Below are 17,231 nucleotides of genomic sequence, written 5' to 3' on the forward strand. Positions count from 1 at the left end.
GCCGTTATCGAAAACACCGCCAAAACCAAAACCCAAAAACAGTGGTTGGCCGGGCTGGTGACCAGTGTGATGTTTCTTATCGTTTGCCTGAGTTGGGGTACTACCTGGCTGGGGATCAAAATCGCCGTGGAGAGCGTGCCACCCCTCACCTCCGCCGGCCTGCGCTTTCTTATCGCGTTTCCGCTGTTCCTGTGTTTTGCCATGGTGCGCCGCGAGCCGATCCTGTTTCCCAGGGAAAGCCGATGGTTCTTCGTATTCGTGACCCTGTCCTACTTCAGCGTGCCCTACTACCTGCTCAACTATGGCGAGATGCATGTCTCGTCCGGCCTCACTGCCCTGCTGTTCAGTTGCATGCCCGTCTTCATCCTGATCTTCTCCGCGTTGTTCCTGCGCGAGCGCATCTACTTTTCCCAGGTGGTCGGTATCGGTATCGGCTTCGGCAGCCTGTACATGATCATCAAGAGCCAGGGCCTGCATTTGGACCACGCCGAGTTCCTAGGGGTACTGGCGATTCTCACTGCCGCGATCATGCATGCCTTGTGCTATGTCATCACCAAGCAAAAAGGCAGCGCGATCAGCGTCATCACCTACAACACCCTGCCCATCGGCATTGCCGGGCTGATGCTGTTCGTGGCCGGCCTGTGGTTTGAAACGCCCACCTTCGAAAACATCACCCTGCGCTCCTGGAGCGCGCTGTTCTACCTTGGGCTGGTGGCCTCGGTGGGCGGGTTCATCGTGTACTTCATGCTGCTCAAGCGCTTGAGCCCGATCATCCTGTCGTTCGTATTCATCATCTTCCCGGTGTTCGCGGTGATCATCGGCGCCTGGTACGAAGGCGTGTCGATTTCCCGCGACCTGATGCTGTACTCGGCCATCCTGCTGGCCGGCTTCGCAATCACCAAGTTGCCCGTTGAAAAACTCCTGGCCAAGAAAAATTGACCCTCCCACAACTACGCGAGAGAAACATGGAAGTCCTCCGCCCCACCGCCCTGGAACAGATCTACGCCCACGCCAGCCGCAGCTATCCCGAGGAATGCTGTGGCTTCGTCTTCGCCGACGGCAGCGTGTACCTGGGCAGCAATATCCAGAATGAGCTGCACCGCAAGAACCCCGAGATGTACCCACGCAGCGCGGCCAACGGCTACACCTTTTCGGTCGCCGACACCCTGCTGATGAACAAGGCGTTTCGCAGCGACAACCCGGTGGTAGTGATCTATCACTCCCACCCGGACGTGGGCGCCTATTTCAGCGATGAAGACCAGGACAAGGCCCTGTTCATGGGCGAACCGATCTACCCCGTCAGCTACCTAGTGGTCGACGTTCGCCGGGGCCAGGCCCTGGGTTCCAAATTGTTTGCCTGGGATGGCAAACATTTCGCACTTAAACCTTTCAACGACCTGCACACGGAGTTGTCCATGAACGCTGTCTCTTTCCCCGACATTCTGGTTCGCGTGGCCAAGCTGCCGGAATCGACCCTCGTGGGCCCCGGATCGACATTGCGCGAAGTCATTGAAAACCTCTGCACCAACCACCCGCAGTTGCGCCAGCATCTGTTTCACGACAAGAACAACCAGCTCAAGGAACACTTCCTGTTTACCGCGGAGGAAGCGTTGATTGAAGCCGATGAACCCTTGCCGGAAAAAGCCCGGATCGAAGTGTTGCTCGCGACGTCCGGCGGCATCGACGTCGACACCCTGAGCAACGAAGAGGTACAGCGTTATGTGCGCCACATCACCCTGCCGGGCGTCGGCCGCGAAGGCCAACTGAACCTCAAGAAAGCCAAGGTACTGATCATCGGCACCGGCGGCCTGGGCTCGCCCATCAGCCTGTACCTGGCGGCAGCCGGTATCGGCACCCTGGGCCTGGTGGATTTCGACGTGGTGGAAAGCAGCAACCTGCAACGCCAGATCGTCCACGGCAACGGCACGCTGGGCATGCCCAAAGTCGAGTCCGCCAAGCAGCGCCTGCAGGACCTCAACCGCCATATCCAGATCAACGCCCACAACACCGCCCTGAATGCCGACAACGCCCTGGAGCTGGTGGGGGCCTATGACCTGGTGATCGACGGCACCGATAATTTCGACACGCGCTACTTGGTCAACGACGCCTGTGTGCAATTGGGCAAGCCGTTGGTGTATGGCGCCATCTATCGCTTCGACGGCCAGATCAGCGTGCTCAACTATAAAGGCGGGCCGTGCTATCGCTGCCTGTTCCCCCAGGCACCGCCGGCGGAACTGGCCCCCAATTGCAGCGCGGGCGGGGTGATCGGCGTGCTGCCTGGCGTGGTCGGGATGATCCAGGCCACCGAGGCGATCAAATTGCTGATCGGCATTGGCGAGCCTCTGTCCGGGCGCCTGATGCGCTTCGATGCGCTGGCGATGAAGTTCAGCGAGATCCGCTTCAAGCGCCGCGCCGACTGCCCGTGCTGTTCGCAGCTGCGCCACAGCGAATCGGTGGCGCCGGCCGTGTGCGCCGACGCCGTACCCAGCGCGCCGTCACTGGCCCAAGAGCGCTACATCAAACCACGGGTACTCAAGCAACTGCTCGAACACCCTCGCAGCGCCGACGTACTGCTGGATGTGCGTGACGCCAGCGAACTGGAGGTGTGCAAGTTGCCGGGCGTGGTGCATATCCCCCTGGCCGAGCTGGACGGGCAACTCGACCGCCTCAGCCGCGATAACACCCATTATCTGATCTGCTACGCCGGCACCCGCGCCGAGCAAGCCGCCAGCACACTGATTGCCGCCGGCTTCGCCAACACCAAAGTCCTGCAAGGCGGCATGAAACACTGGGTTCGCGACGTCGAACCCGACATGCCGTTGTACTGAGCAGGGGCTGAACGATGCTGCATAACTCAATTCTCGACGCCATCGGCCATACGCCGATCGTGCGCCTGGCGCAGTTTTCCGAAGACCTCGGTATCGAGGTCTACGCCAAACTGGAATCCCTGAACCCCGGCGGCAGCCACAAGGCGCGCATCGCCCTGGGCATGATCCTCGACGCCGAACGCCGCGGCGTGCTGATCCGTGATGCCGGGCAAACCATTATCGAGCCCAGCGGCGGCAATACCGGCATTGGTCTGGTAATGGCCGGCAATGTGCTGGGCTACAAGGTGGTGCTGGTGATTCCCGACAACTACAGCCCCGAAAAACAGAAGCTACTGCGCCTGTACGGGGCCAAGGTGGTGCTGTCGGACAGCCGTCTCGGTAACAACTCCCACGGTGAAAAGTGCATGGAACTGCAGCTGGAAAACCCCAGCTACGTGATGCTCAACCAGCAACGCAACGGCGCCAACCCGCAGACCCACCGCGACACCACCGCACCGGAAATCCTCCGCGCCTTTGGTGACCGTCACGTGGATTACTTCATCAGCGGCATCGGCACCGGCGGCCATATCACCGGCATCGGCGAAACCCTCAAAGCCGCCTGGCCCGGGCTTCGCGTAATGGGCGTGGAACCTGAGGAATGTGACCTGCTGAAAAACCAGCACGCGCCGCATCATATCCAAGGCCTGTCGATTGGCCTGATCCCGAGCATCCTCAACCTCGATGTCATCGACGGCATGCTCAAGGTCTCGCGCCAGGACTGCCTCGACATGATGAAACGCATCATGCGCACCGACGCCATCAGCCTGGGACTGTCCTCCGCCGCCAACATGGTGGCCATCGCCAGGCTCGCCCCCGAACTACCGCCCGAAACGGTGGTGTTGACCATGGTCTACGACAATGCCGACAGCTACCTGCCCAACTTCGAATAACCGGGTTTCCAACCATCCAGACTGCGGGGGTGCCTCCATGGGCGGCTTTATCGACATGCAACAACTGCACGATGAGTTGCTCACCCACCTCATCAGAACCCTCACGCCCATGCAGATGAAACAGCTCGAACCGCATCTGGCGCCGCTGGTGCAAAACGCTGCGCAGGCGGTGGCCGAAGACCTGATCGCCTATGCCTACCGCGACCCGGCGTCCCGTGGGCGCGGTGAACTGATCCTGGAGTCCTATGCTTCGTTCAAAGCCGTTCTGTATTACCGGCTTGCACACTTGGTGTGGAACTTCCCCGACCAGACCAACGGCGTGTTCTCACGCATCGCCCTCAAGCTGAGCAATCAGGGCAAGGTGTTGTCGGGGGCCGAGATTCACCCGGCAGCGCGCATCGGCAGGCGCTTTGTGCTGGACCACGGCTACGGCACGGTGATCGGTGAAACCTGTGAGATCGGCAACGACTGCTACATCCTCTGCGGCGTGACCCTGGGAGCTCGCGGTATCGCCAACAACCCCGACGGCAAGCGCCACCCGCGCCTGGGCAACAATGTCGAAGTCGGCTCCGGGGCTCGCGTGCTGGGCTATGTACTGATCGGCGATAACGTGTTTATCAGCCCTTCGTGCGTGATCACCCAGGACGTGCCCGCCGGAACCAAGGTCAAGGTGGTCAACCAGATCCAACTGCAAAAAAACGATGAATCGGACCACAGCAACTACCTCGGAGCCTTCGCCCTGGATGAGCGCCTGCACGTGGTCGGCGAGATCAATGCCAGCCACAAGGTCACGGTGCTCGACGCCGATTTCCACCCTTTGCCGGGGCTGATGCTCGAACCCACGGTCAAGGAACGCCACCACCTGCAATTTCGCCTGCACCGCGTGGCAACTGGCGACCACCTGCCGCGCCTGCCGCTGAACCTGAAAGTCTGCGGCCCCGAATTTGAAATCACCCTGCTCTCTCCCCCTGGCTTGAGCGCAATGGTGCGTCACCTGTTGCAAGCCAGCCCACTGATCGTCGGAGGTTGAACATGTCCGTGCACACCATGGAAACCCTGGCGCTGTTCGACAGCGCGCCCTACCAGAACGCCTTCAGCGCACGGGTGATTGCCGTCAGCGAACACGGCGTTGCCCTGGAGCACACGCTGTTTTACCCCACCGGTGGCGGCCAGCCGGGCGACACCGGGCATTTGAGCCTGCCCGATGGCACGCAGGTAGCCGTGACCGGCACGGTGCGCGATCCGGTATTGCGTTCGATCATCTGGCACCAGGTGGAACACTGCCCGCAGCAACTGGCCGCCGGCGTGCAGGTAGACGCCGGCCTGGATTGGGAGCGGCGCTACCAACACATGAAAATGCACACCTGCCTGCATCTGTTGTGCTCGATCATTGACGCCCCCGTGACCGGTTGCAGCATCAGCGCCGACAAGGGCCGCCTGGATTTCGATTTACCGGAAATGACCCTCGACAAAGACAGCATCACTCGCGACCTCAATACGCTGATAGAACAGGCCCACCCGGTTAAAACCCTGTCGATGGCCGCCACGGAATACGCCACCCTGCTGCAGATCACCCGCACCCAGGCGGTGGCGCCGCCGGTGATCCAGGGCTCGGTACGGGTGATTGAAATCGCCGGCATCGATATCCAGCCCTGCGGCGGCACCCACGTGCTCAACACCGAGGAAATCGGCCGGGTGTTCTGCGAAAAAATCGAGAAAAAGAGCAAGCACAACCGCAGGGTGATACTGCGATTTGAGTAAACGCGATCATGAATGTGGGAGGGGCACCGCCCCTCCCACAATTTAGTCCTGCACCGTTTTTCAGATCACGAACAGGTCCATGAAGCGGTTGACCGGCGTGGCCTCAAGCTGCGCCTGATCCTTGCACAAGGCAAAAATTTCGGCACTGCGCTGGCCGGTAAACCGCGTGCACAGGTTGGCCTTGAACTTGTCTTCCAGCAACGAAATGCCCTGCGCACGACGGCGACGATGGCCAATCGGATACTCCACCGCCACCTGCTCGGTAAAGGTGCCATCGACGAAGAACACTTGCACCGCATTGGCGATGGAACGCTTGTCGGCTTCCAGGTACTCACGGCTGTAGCGCGGTTCCTCGACGATTTCCATCTTGTCGCGCAACACGTCGATGATCGGGTGCGCGGCGTGGAACGCATCCTCGTAGTGCTCGGCCACCAGCGTGCCGAACGCCAAGGGCACGGCGGTCATGTATTGCAGGCAGTGGTCGCGGTCGGCGGCATTGGCCAGTGGGCCGACCTTGGAGATGATGCGGATCGCCGACTCGTGGGTGGTGATCACGATACGCTCGATTTCATGCAGGCGATGTTTGACTTGCGGGTGCAAGGTCACCGCCGCTTCGCAAGCCGTTTGCGCGTGGAACTCGGCGGGGAAGCTGATCTTGAACAGCACGTTTTCCATCACGTAGGTGCCATAGGCTTGGGACAGGCTGAACGCACGTTTGTCTTCGGGCTTGAGGGCCAGATCCTTGTTGGTGTGGCTGAACAGCACGTCATAGAACCCCCACTGCGGCGCACTCAATACACCAGGGATGCCCATCTCGCCCCGCAGCGCGATATCCGCCAGGCGTACGCCACGACTCGACGCATCACCCGCCGCCCAGGATTTACGCGAACCGGCGTTCGGCGCATGTCGGTAAGTCCGCAGCGCCTGCCCGTCGACAAACGCGTGGGACAAGGCCGCAAGCAATTGCTCACGATTGGCCCCCATCAGTTTGGCGGTGACGGCGGTGGAGGCGACTTTCACCAACAGCACATGGTCGAGGCCGACGCGGTTGAACGAGTTTTCCAGCGCGATCACGCCCTGGATTTCGTGAGCCATGATCATCGCTTCCAGCACCACGCGCACGGTCAGCGGCGCGTCGCCATTGGCCAGGCGTTTTTGCGACAGGTGATCGGCCACGGCGAGGATGCCGCCGAGGTTGTCGGAAGGGTGGCCCCATTCGGCGGCGAGCCAGGTGTCGTTGTAGTCGAGCCAGCGCACGATGCAGCCGATGTCCCACGCCGCCTTGACCGGGTCCAGCCGAAATGACGTGCCCGGCACGCGTGCGCCGAACGGCACCACGCTGCCTTCGACGAGCGGCCCGAGGTGCTTGGTGCATTCGGGGAAACGCAGGGCCAGCAGGCCACAGCCGAGCGTGTCCATCAGGCAGTTGCGCGCGGTGTCCAGTGCGAGCGGCGAGTCGATTCGGTAGCTGAGGACGTAGTCGGCGATGTCCTGCAGGACCTGGTCGTAGTCGGGGCGATTGTTCTGGTCGACGTTGGTGCTCATGGCAGTGCTCCAAAAGTTAGGGTTGTTCCATCCTCAGGGTCAGGGTTGATCGTGTCGCAGGTCTGTATGCCTGCTTATGTCCCTTGTGGGGGGAGGCTTGCTTCCTCCCACAGGGAATTGGTGTTGGGCTTTAGAAAGAGTCGCCGGGGACGCGCACGCAACCTTCCATCAACACCCGCGCACTGCGGCTCATGATGGCTTTTTTCACGACCCATTCGCCGTTCACCTGGGTGGCTTCAGCACCCACGCGCAAGGTGCCGGACGGATGCCCGAAGCGCACGGCGTTACGTTCAATGCCACCGGCCGCGAGGTTGACCAAGGTCCCGGAAATCGCCGCCGCCGTGCCAATTGCCACCGCCGCCGTGCCCATCATCGCGTGGTGCAGCTTGCCCATGGACAGCGCACGCACCAGCAAATCCACATCCCCGGCCTTGATCGCCTTGCCGCTGGAGGCCACGTAATCGGAAGGCTTGGCCACAAACGCGACCTTCGGCGTGTGCTGGCGCTGGGCCGCTTCGTCCAGGTGCTTGATCAAGCCCATGCGCAGCGCGCCGTGGGCACGCACGGTCTCGAACATGGCCAGGGCCTTGGGGTCGCCGTTGATCGCACCTTGCAGCTCGGTGCCGGTATAACCCAAGTCTTGGGCGTTGATGAAAATCGTCGGGATACCGGCGTTGATCAGCGTGGCCTTGAAGGTGCCGATACCAGGTACTTCCAGATCGTCGACCAGGTTGCCGGTGGGGAACATCGAGCCACCGCCGCCCTCTTCTTCCGCCGCCGGATCCATGAATTCCAGCTGCACTTCGGCAGCCGGAAACGTCACGCCGTCCAGTTCGAAGTCGCCGGTTTCCTGTACCGCGCCGTCGGTGATCGGCACGCGGGCGATGATGGTCTTGCCGATATTGGCCTGCCAGACGCGCACCACGGCCACGCCGTTGTGTGGGATTCGAGCCGGCTCGACCAAACCCGCACTGATCGCGAACGAACCCACCGCCGCCGACAGGTTGCCGCAGTTGCCGCTCCAGTCGACAAAGGGCTTATCGATGGAGACCTGGCCAAACAGGTAGTCCACGTCGTGATCGGCACGGGTGCTCTTGGAAAGAATCACGGTCTTGCTGGTGCTGGACGTGGCGCCGCCCATGCCATCGATTTGCTTGTCGTAGGGATCGGGGCTGCCGATCACTCGCAGCAACAAGGCATCGCGGGCCTTCCCCGGGACCTGCGCCGAAGCGGGCAGGTCCTGGAGGCGGAAAAATACGCCCTTGCTGGTGCCGCCACGCATATAGGTGGCGGGGATCTTGATTTGCGCTACAGGTGCCATATGCATCCTCTTCTCAGGCGGTCGCCGCCGATTCCAGGAAGTCCTGGGCGAAACGTTGCAACACGCCGCCCGCCTCGTAGATCGACACTTCTTCGGCGGTGTCCAGGCGGCAGGTCACCGGCACCTCGACACGTTCGCCGTTCTTGCGGTTGATCACCAGGGTCAACTGCGCACGCGGTGTGCGTTCGCCGACCACGTCATAGGTTTCACTGCCGTCGATGTGCAAGGTGTGGCGGTCGGTGCCCGGCAGAAACTCCAGCGGCAACACGCCCATGCCCACCAGGTTGGTGCGGTGGATACGTTCGAACCCTTCGGCGGCAATCGCTTCCACACCGGCCAGGCGTACGCCCTTGGCGGCCCAGTCGCGGGAGGAGCCTTGGCCGTAGTCGGCACCGGCGATGATGATCAGCGGCTGCTTGCGTTCCATGTAGGTTTCGATGGCTTCCCACATGCGCGTAACCTTGCCTTCGGGCTCGATGCGCGCCAGGGAGCCCTGCTTGACCTTGCCGTTTTCCTGCACCATTTCGTTGAACAGTTTCGGGTTGGCGAAGGTGGCGCGTTGCGCGGTCAGGTGGTCGCCACGGTGGGTCGCGTAAGAGTTGAAGTCGACTTCCGGCAGGCCCATTTTCGCCAGGTATTCGCCGGCGGCGCTGTCGAGCATGATCGCGTTCGAAGGCGACAGGTGGTCGGTGGTGATGTTGTCCGGCAGCACCGCCAGCGGGCGCATGCCCTTGAGCGGGCGCGCACCGGCCAATGCGCCTTCCCAGTACGGCGGGCGGCGGATATAGGTGCTTTGCGGGCGCCAGTCGTACAGCGGCGTGACCTTGGGGCCGGTGTCTTCGTGGATCGCGAACATCGGAATGTACACCGCGCGGAACTGCTCGGGCTTGACCGAGGCCTTGACCACCGCGTCGATTTCTTCGTCGCTCGGCCAGATGTCCTGCAGGCGGATCTCCTTGCCGTCGGCATCCAGGCCAAGCACGTCCTTTTCGATGTCGAACCGGATGGTGCCGGCAATCGCATAGGCCACCACCAGCGGCGGCGACGCCAGGAACGCTTGCTTGGCGTACGGGTGAATCCGCCCGTCGAAGTTGCGGTTGCCCGAAAGCACGGCGGTGGCGTACAGGTCGCGGTCGATGATCTCTTGCTGGATCACCGGGTCCAGCGCGCCGGACATGCCATTGCAGGTGGTGCAGGCGAAGGCCACTACGCCAAAGCCGAGTTTTTCCAGCTCATGGCCCAGGCCGGCTTCTTCCAGGTACATCGCCACGGTTTTCGAGCCGGGCGCCAGGGACGATTTGACCCACGGCTTGCGCGTCAGCCCCAGCCGGTTGGCATTGCGCGCCAGCAGGCCGGCGGCGATCACGTTGCGCGGGTTGCTGGTGTTGGTGCAACTGGTGATGGCGGCGATGATCACCGCGCCGTCCGGCATCTGCCCCGGTACGTCGTCCCACTGGCCGCAAATGCCTTGAGCAGCCAGGTCACGCGTGGCGACGCGGGCGTGGGGGTTGCTCGGGCCGGCCATGTTGCGCACGACGCTGGACAGGTCGAAGCTCAGGCCACGCTCGTATTGCGCCCCCTTGAGGTCATCGGCCCACAGCCCGGTGTGGCGTGCGTACTGCTCGACCAGCGCGACTTGTTCGTCTTCGCGGCCGGTGAGCTTGAGGTAGGCAATGGTTTGCTGGTCGATGTAGAACATCGCCGCCGTGGCACCGTATTCCGGGGCCATGTTGGAGATGGTCGCGCGGTCGCCCAGGGTGAGCGCCGACGCACCTTCACCAAAGAACTCCAGCCACGCGCCGACGACTTTTTGCTTGCGCAGGAACTCGGTCAGCGCCAGCACCATATCGGTGGCCGTGATGCCCGGCTGCAGCTTGCCGGTGAGCTCGACGCCCACGCTTTCGGGCAGGCGCATCCACGAGGCGCGGCCGAGCATCACGCTCTCGGCTTCCAGGCCACCGACGCCGATGGCGATCACGCCCAAGGCGTCCACATGCGGGGTGTGGCTGTCGGTGCCGACACAGGTGTCGGGGAAGGCCACGCCGTCGCGCACCTGGATCACCGGGGACATTTTCTCCAGGTTGATCTGGTGCATGATGCCGTTACCCGGCGGGATCACGTCGACGTTCTTGAAGGCTTTTTTGGTCCATTCGATAAAGTGAAAACGGTCTTCGTTGCGGCGGTCCTCGATGGCGCGGTTCTTCTGGAACGCATCCGGATCGAAACCACCGGCCTCGACGGCCAGGGAGTGGTCGACAATCAACTGGGTCGGCACCACCGGGTTGACCTGCGCCGGGTCACCGCCTTGCAGGGCGATGGCGTCGCGCAGGCCGGCGAGGTCGACCAGCGCGGTCTGGCCAAGGATGTCGTGGCACACCACCCGCGCCGGGAACCAGGGAAAGTCGAGGTCGCGTTTGCGTTCGATCAGTTGGCTCAGGGACGCCTCAAGGGTGGCCGGGTCGCAACGGCGCACCAGGTTTTCAGCGAGCACGCGGGAGGTATAGGGCAACGTGGCGTAGGCGCCGGGGGTGATGGCTTCGACTGCCGCGCGGGCGTCGAAGTAATCCAGGCGGCTGCCGGGCAGCGGTTTGCGAAATTCAGTGTTCATCGTCAGGACTCGGTCACGGTGGTTGCAAGAGGGACCCACTGATCCAGATTTGACATGCGATTTAAATGTGGAAGGGGGCAAGTCGAGTCGTCGCACCGCCCTCCCACATTTGATCTCATTCCACTTCAGGATCGCCGGTCTTCAGCGACGTTCGATTGGCACGAACTTGCGCTGTTCGACGCCGGTGTACTCGGCGCTTGGACGGATGATGCGGTTGTTGGCACGCTGCTCAAACACATGCGCGGCCCAGCCGGTCAGGCGCGAGCAGACAAAGATCGGCGTGAACAGCTTGGTCGGGATGCCCATGAAGTGGTACGCCGAGGCATGGTAGAAGTCGGCGTTGGGGAAGAGTTTTTTCTGCTCCCACATGGTTTTGTCGATGGCTTCGGAGACCGGGAACAACACGGTGTCGCCCACTTCGTCGGCGAGTTTTTTCGACCAGCCCTTGATCACTTCATTGCGCGGGTCGTTGTCTTTGTAGATCGCGTGGCCGAAGCCCATGATCTTGTCTTTGCGCGCCAGCATGCCGAGGGTGCCTTCCACCGCTTCTGCGGCAGAGCCGAAACGTTCGATCATCTCCATCGCCGCTTCGTTGGCGCCGCCATGCAGCGGGCCGCGCAGCGAGCCGATGGCAGCGGTGACGCAGGAATACAGGTCCGACAGGGTCGAAGCGCACACTCGTGCGGTGAAGGTCGACGCGTTGAACTCGTGCTCGGCGTAGAGGATCAGCGACACATTCATGACTTTCTCATGCAGCTCGCTCGGCCTCTTGCCGTGCAGCAGGTGCAGGAAGTGGCCGCCGATGCCTGGCTCGTCAGTCACGCAGTCGATGCGCTTGCCGTCATGGCTGAAGCGGTACCAGTAACACATGATCGCCGGAAACGCGGCGAGCAGGCGGTCGGTGACATCCCGTTGCACACTGAAGTCTTTCTCGGGTTCGATATTGCCCAGGAACGAACAACCGGTGCGCATCACGTCCATCGGATGGGCGTCGGCGGGGATGCGTTCCAGCACTTCTTTCAGTGCCTGGGGCAGGTCGCGCAGCTTGCTCAGCTTGTGGCGATAGTCGGTCAGTTGGGCCTGGGTCGGCAGTTCGCCGTACAACAGCAGGTAGGCGACTTCTTCAAACTGCGCGTCGGCGGCCAGTTCGCGTACGTCGTAGCCGCGATAGGTCAGGCCGGCACCGGCCTGGCCCACGGTGGACAGAGCGGTCTGCCCGGCGACCTGGCCACGCAGGCCGGCGCCACTCAATACTTTTGCTTCAGCCATGTTCGTTCTCCAATTTTGTAGTTATGGGAGGCGCGTTCGTTACTTTTTCGCGGCGAACAGCGCGTCGAGCTTCTGCTCGAAGGTGTGGTAGTCGATGCGGTCGTAAAGCTCCATGCGGGTTTGCATGGTGTCGATCACGTTCTGCTGGGTGCCGTCGCGACGGATCGCGGTGTAGACGTTTTCGGCGGCCTTGTTCATGGCGCGAAAGGCCGAGAGCGGGTACAGCACCAGGGAAACATCGGCAGATTTCAACTGTTCGGTGGTGTACAGCGGCGTCGCACCGAATTCGGTGATATTGGCCAGGATCGGCGCTTTCACCCGGGCAGCGAACAGTTTGTACATCTCCAGTTCAGTGATGGCTTCCGGGAAGACCATGTCGGCACCGGCCTCGATACAGGCGGCGGCACGCTCCAGGGCGGATTCCAGGCCTTCGACGGCCAGGGCATCGGTACGCGCCATGATCACAAAGCTGTCATCGGTGCGCGCATCCACGGCGGCCTTGATGCGGTCGACCATCTCCTGCTGGGAGACGATTTCTTTGTTCGGGCGATGCCCGCAGCGTTTGGCGCCGACCTGGTCTTCGATGTGGATGGCGGCCGCGCCGAACTTGATCATCGACTTGACGGTGCGCGCCACGTTGAACGCCGAGGAACCGAACCCGGTGTCCACGTCCACCAGCAGCGGCAGGTCGCATACGTCGGTGATACGGCGCACGTCGGTGAGCACGTCGTCCAGGCCGGTGATGCCCAGGTCCGGCACGCCCAGGGAGCCGGCAGCCACGCCGCCGCCTGACAGATAAATCGCCTTGAAGCCGGCGCGCTTGGCCAACAGGGCGTGGTTGGCGTTGATCGTGCCGACCACCTGCAACGGATGCTCGCTGGCGACCGCGTCACGGAAACGCTGGCCGGGTGTGCTGTTATTATTCGAACTCATGACTCACCTCTATCAGGGGCGCCGTCCGGAAAGTGACGGGCAATATTGCGTTTGGAAGCGCCGATATGCCGGCGCATCAACAATTCGGCCAATTCACCGTCGCGATCGGCAATCGCGTCCAGAATGCGGTGATGCTCGGCAAAAGCCTGGCGTGGACGATTCGGCGTGGCGGAGAACTGGATGCGGTACATGCGCACCAACTGGTACAGCTCGCCGCAGAGCATTTGAGTGAGGGTGCGGTTGCCCGCGCCTTGAATTATCCGGTAATGAAAGTCGAAGTCGCCTTCCTGCTGGTAGTAACCGACGCCGGCCTGGAATGCCGCATCCCGTTCATGGGTATGCAGCACTTGGCGCAGTTCTTCGATTTCGGCGTCGGTCATGCGCTCGGCGGCCAAGCGGCAGGCCATGCCTTCCAGGGACTCGCGGATCTCATAGAGCTCGACCAGCTCGGCATGGCTCAACGACACAACGCGGGCGCCCACATGGGGCACGCGCACCAGCAGGCGCTGGCCTTCCAGACGATGGATCGCTTCGCGCAGCGGGCCGCGGCTGATGCCGTAGGTGCGCGCCAGTTCCGGCTCGGAGATCTTGCTGCCGGGGGCGATCTCGCCCTTGACGATGGCGGCCTGGATACGCCGGAAGACGTTCTCCGACATTGTCTGGGACTCGTCGGAAGCAGCGACCGGAGATTCCGATTGAACCCACATATTGTCGACACCTTTAAAAGCAATGCCGCAAAAACTAGCCAATCAGCCTGCATTAGTCAAAGAATAAATCCACATTGTCGACAATCGTCTAATAACCCTCAACGTATTCACCGAGAGCATGGCCGCCTGCCAGCGCTGGCGCCAAAAAAGCATCATGTTAGAATGCCCGCCGATTTTGCCTGACATCATTGGATGAAACGGCGCACGAGGGAGTTTGCGCAGCAATGCCAGTCGCCTTGAATTGAACATCGCACTGCACCGCCTCAGGATCTATGAGACTCAAGCCCTTCCCCCTGTTTTGCCTACTGTGCCTACCGAGCCTTGGCGTTGCCGCCGAGAAGACCGTGTATGGCCTCAACGAATATGCCCAATTGGCTGATATCGACCTGGAGGTCGCCGCCAAGCTGGACACCGGTGCCAAGACCGCGTCCCTCAGCGCCCGCGATATCAAGCGTTTCAAGCGCAACGGCGAATCCTGGGTGCGGTTCTACCTGGCCATCGACGCCGCCCATTCCCACCCCATCGAGCGCCCCCTGGCCCGCGTCAGCAAGATCAAGCGCCGCGCTGGCGACTACGACCCCGATGAAGACAAGAACTACACCGCCCGCCCGGTGATTTCCCTGGATATCTGCATGGGCAGCGCTTTACGCAGCATCGAAGTGAACTTGACTGACCGCAGCGCTTTCCAATACCCGCTGCTGATCGGCTCCGAAGCGTTGAAACGCTTTGATGCGCTGATCGACCCCAGTCTTAAATACGCAGCAGGCAAACCCGCCTGCGCCGCCGACGCTCATACCGCCGAGTAAACCGAATGCGCTCTCTTACCCTGCACCTGAAAATCCTGATCGCCATCCTGGTGGTGCTGGGTATTTCGGTCACCGCCTATCAGATTTTCGTGCTGGGCATTCCCGTCACCGAGGACGCCACCGACGACCTGTGGAACATCGACGCCAAAGTCGAGTTCGTCGCCAGCCCGAAAGACCCGGTGAAAATCCAGATGTTCGTGCCCCCCTTGAGCCGCGACTTCGTCAGCCTTAATGAGAGTTTCATTTCCAATAACTACGGGGTCAGCGTCAACCGCATCGACGGTAACCGCAAGGTCACCTGGTCGGCACGCCGGGCCAAGGGCAACCAGACCCTGTATTACCGCCTGGTGCTGACCAAGCGTTACAGCGGCGAAAAAGCCAAGATCAAAGGCCCGACCTTCCGCGACAGCATCGCCGTGGAAGGCCCGGAAAAAATCGCCGCCGAAGCCCTGCTGGCACCGATCCGCCAGCATTCGGCCGACGTCGAGACCTTCATTACCGAAGCGATCAAGCGCACCAACAACCTCAATGACGACAATGTGAAGTTGTTGCTGGCGGGCGACCCGTCGACGCCGCACAAGGCCAAGATCGTCGAGTTGCTGTTGTCCATCGCCCATGTGCCGGTGGAAAAGGTGCACACCATCCGCCTGGTCGCCGACCAACCGCAAACCCCGGAACTGTGGCTGCGCAGCTTCAATGGCAATGACTGGCTGTATTTCAACCCGGAAACCGGCGAACAGGGCCTGCCCGCCGACCGCCTGCTGTGGTGGACCGGCGATGAAAACCTGATCACCGTCGATGGCGGCAAGAAAGCCATGGTCACCTTCAGCCTGAACAACAGCGAGATGAACGCCATTCGCCTGGCCAAGCTGACCGACGAAAACACCGACGCCAATTTCCTCGAATACTCGCTGTATGGCTTGCCGCTGCAAACCCAGCAGACCTTCATGATCATGGTGATGATCCCGATCGGCGTGCTGGTGATTCTGATCCTGCGTAACCTGATCGGCCTGCAGACCCTGGGCACGTTCACCCCGGTGTTGATCGCCCTGGCGTTCCGCGAAACGCAGTTGGGCTTCGGGATCATGCTGTTTACGGTGATCACCGCGCTGGGGCTGTCGCTCAGGTCGTACCTTGAACATTTGAAGCTGCAGATGCTGCCGAGGCTGTCGGTGGTGCTGACGTTCGTGGTGGTACTGATCGCGGCCATCAGCCTGTTCAGCCATAAGCTGGGCCTGGAACGCGGCCTCTCCGTGGCACTGTTCCCGATGGTGATCCTGACCATGACCATCGAACGCCTGTCGATTACCTGGGAAGAACGCGGCGGTGGCCATGCGATGAAGGTGGCGATTGGTACGCTGTTCGCCGCGTCCCTGGCGCACATCATCATGAGCGTGCCGGAGTTGATCTACTTCGTGTTCACCTTCCCGGCGATCCTGCTGATCCTGGTGGGCTTCATGCTGGCCATGGGGCGTTATCGCGGCTATCGCCTGACCGAACTGGTGCGCTTCAAGGCCTTCCTCAAGGCTGACTCGTAATGTTCGGCTTCTGGAAGACCTGGAAAGCCCTCGAAGCGCGGGGGATCATGGGCATCAACCGGCGTAACGCCGACTACGTGCTCAAGTACAACAAGCGCAGCCTGTACCCGATCGTGGATGACAAAATCATCACCAAGGAACGCGCGATCGCCGCCGGCATCCATGTGCCGCAAATGTACGGGGTGATCTCCACCGAGAAGGAAATCGACAAGCTCGACGAAATTATCGCCGGGCGCAGCGACTTCGTGATCAAGCCGGCCCAGGGTGCCGGCGGGGATGGCATCCTCGTCGTGGCCGACCGCTTTGAAGGGCGCTATCGCACGGTGTCCGGCAAAATCATCAGCCATGAAGAGATCGAACATCAGATCTCCAGCATCCTCACCGGCCTGTACTCCCTGGGCGGCCACCGTGACCGTGCGCTGATCGAATACCGCGTGGTGCCCGACCAGATCTTCAAAAGCATCAGTTACGAAGGCGTACCGGATATCCGCATCATTGTGCTGATGGGCTACCCGGTGATGGCCATGCTGCGCTTGCCGACCCGCCAGTCCGGCGGCAAGGCCAACCTGCACCAGGGCGCGATCGGCGTGGGCGTGGACCTGGCCACCGGCCTGACCCTACGTGGCACCTGGCTGAATAACATCATTACCAAGCACCCCGACACCACCAACGCGGTGGACGGCGTGCAGTTGCCCAACTGGGACGGTTTCATGAAGCTCGCCGCGGGCTGCTACGAGCTGTGCGGGTTGGGCTATATCGGCGTGGACATGGTGCTGGACCAGGAAAAAGGCCCGCTGATTCTGGAGCTGAATGCACGGCCGGGGCTGAATATCCAGATCGCCAACGACTGTGGGCTGACCCTGCGCACCCATGCGGTGGAGGCCCGATTGGAAGCGCTGAAAGCTGCCGGCGTGACGGAAACGGTGGAAGAACGAGTGAAGTTCGTACAGGAAATGTTTGGGCATATTCCGCCCGTCGAAGGTTGA

General features: G+C 61.6%; 14 protein-coding genes. 8 read left to right on the top strand and 6 right to left on the bottom strand.

Annotated elements, in window-relative coordinates:
• Nucleotides 1-45 precede the first annotated feature (45 nt).
• From AB4O25_RS11390 to AB4O25_RS11410, 5 genes are read left to right on the top strand one after another with little or no spacing between them, the layout of a single operon-like run.
• Nucleotides 46-939: a DMT family transporter gene (locus AB4O25_RS11390; RefSeq protein WP_161979888.1), complete on the top strand. Its 894-nt coding sequence runs from the start codon at nt 46-48 to the stop codon at nt 937-939.
• A gap of 26 nt (nt 940-965) precedes the next feature.
• A complete protein-coding gene (gene moeB / locus AB4O25_RS11395; protein ID WP_017527451.1) occupies nt 966-2,828 on the top strand; it encodes a molybdopterin-synthase adenylyltransferase MoeB in 1,863 nt (620 codons plus the stop codon).
• Between the two features lie 14 nt (nt 2,829-2,842).
• Nucleotides 2,843-3,757, top strand: a complete 915-nt coding sequence (locus AB4O25_RS11400; RefSeq protein WP_065878211.1) for a PLP-dependent cysteine synthase family protein — start codon at nt 2,843-2,845, stop codon at nt 3,755-3,757.
• A gap of 37 nt (nt 3,758-3,794) precedes the next feature.
• Nucleotides 3,795-4,787, top strand: coding sequence for a serine O-acetyltransferase (locus tag AB4O25_RS11405; protein ID WP_017527449.1), 993 nt, complete (start codon nt 3,795-3,797; stop codon nt 4,785-4,787).
• A 2-nt stretch (nt 4,788-4,789) separates the two neighbouring features.
• Nucleotides 4,790-5,518: an alanyl-tRNA editing protein gene (locus AB4O25_RS11410; protein WP_017527448.1), complete on the top strand. Its 729-nt coding sequence runs from the start codon at nt 4,790-4,792 to the stop codon at nt 5,516-5,518.
• Between the two features lie 60 nt (nt 5,519-5,578).
• On the opposite strand, the gene prpD is transcribed toward AB4O25_RS11410, so the two are convergent.
• The 6 genes from prpD to AB4O25_RS11440 all read right to left on the bottom strand — a co-directional run bounded on the left by prpD (nt 5,579) and on the right by AB4O25_RS11440 (nt 13,901).
• A complete protein-coding gene (gene prpD / locus AB4O25_RS11415) occupies nt 5,579-7,063 on the bottom strand; it encodes a 2-methylcitrate dehydratase (protein WP_065878213.1) in 1,485 nt (494 codons plus the stop codon).
• 130 nt (nt 7,064-7,193) lie between these two features.
• Nucleotides 7,194-8,384, bottom strand: coding sequence for a 2-methylaconitate cis-trans isomerase PrpF (prpF, locus tag AB4O25_RS11420; RefSeq protein ID WP_017527446.1), 1,191 nt, complete (start codon nt 8,382-8,384; stop codon nt 7,194-7,196).
• 13 nt (nt 8,385-8,397) lie between these two features.
• Nucleotides 8,398-10,992, bottom strand: coding sequence for a Fe/S-dependent 2-methylisocitrate dehydratase AcnD (acnD, locus tag AB4O25_RS11425; RefSeq protein ID WP_065878215.1), 2,595 nt, complete (start codon nt 10,990-10,992; stop codon nt 8,398-8,400).
• Nucleotides 10,993-11,133: 141 nt separating this feature from the next.
• Complete coding sequence (prpC, locus tag AB4O25_RS11430) at nt 11,134-12,261, bottom strand: bifunctional 2-methylcitrate synthase/citrate synthase (RefSeq protein WP_460150865.1); 1,128 nt, start codon at nt 12,259-12,261, stop codon at nt 11,134-11,136.
• A gap of 39 nt (nt 12,262-12,300) precedes the next feature.
• The gene (gene prpB, locus AB4O25_RS11435) at nt 12,301-13,194 is read right to left on the bottom strand and encodes a methylisocitrate lyase (RefSeq protein WP_034099732.1); all 894 of its coding nucleotides are present in this window, start codon (nt 13,192-13,194) and stop codon (nt 12,301-12,303) included.
• Nucleotides 13,191-13,901, bottom strand: a complete 711-nt coding sequence (locus AB4O25_RS11440) for a GntR family transcriptional regulator (protein ID WP_017527442.1) — start codon at nt 13,899-13,901, stop codon at nt 13,191-13,193. The genes prpB and AB4O25_RS11440 overlap by 4 nt, the downstream gene beginning before the upstream one ends.
• A 272-nt stretch (nt 13,902-14,173) precedes the next feature.
• On the opposite strand from AB4O25_RS11440, the gene rloA reads away from it, so the two are divergent.
• The 3 genes from rloA to AB4O25_RS11455 are packed head-to-tail and all read left to right on the top strand — an operon-like array spanning nt 14,174 to nt 17,231.
• Nucleotides 14,174-14,707, top strand: a complete 534-nt coding sequence (rloA, locus tag AB4O25_RS11445) for a retropepsin-like aspartic peptidase RloA (protein WP_017527441.1) — start codon at nt 14,174-14,176, stop codon at nt 14,705-14,707.
• A gap of 5 nt (nt 14,708-14,712) precedes the next feature.
• Nucleotides 14,713-16,245 carry an osmotic stress tolerance membrane protein RloB gene (gene rloB / locus AB4O25_RS11450; RefSeq protein ID WP_017527440.1) on the top strand — a complete coding sequence of 511 codons (1,533 nt, stop codon included), beginning with the start codon at nt 14,713-14,715 and terminating at the stop codon, nt 16,243-16,245.
• Nucleotides 16,245-17,231 carry an alpha-L-glutamate ligase-like protein gene (locus AB4O25_RS11455; RefSeq protein WP_017527439.1) on the top strand — a complete coding sequence of 329 codons (987 nt, stop codon included), beginning with the start codon at nt 16,245-16,247 and terminating at the stop codon, nt 17,229-17,231. Before rloB ends, AB4O25_RS11455 begins: the two co-directional genes overlap by 1 nt.

The organism is Pseudomonas sp. S3_A03, from assembly GCF_054668275.1.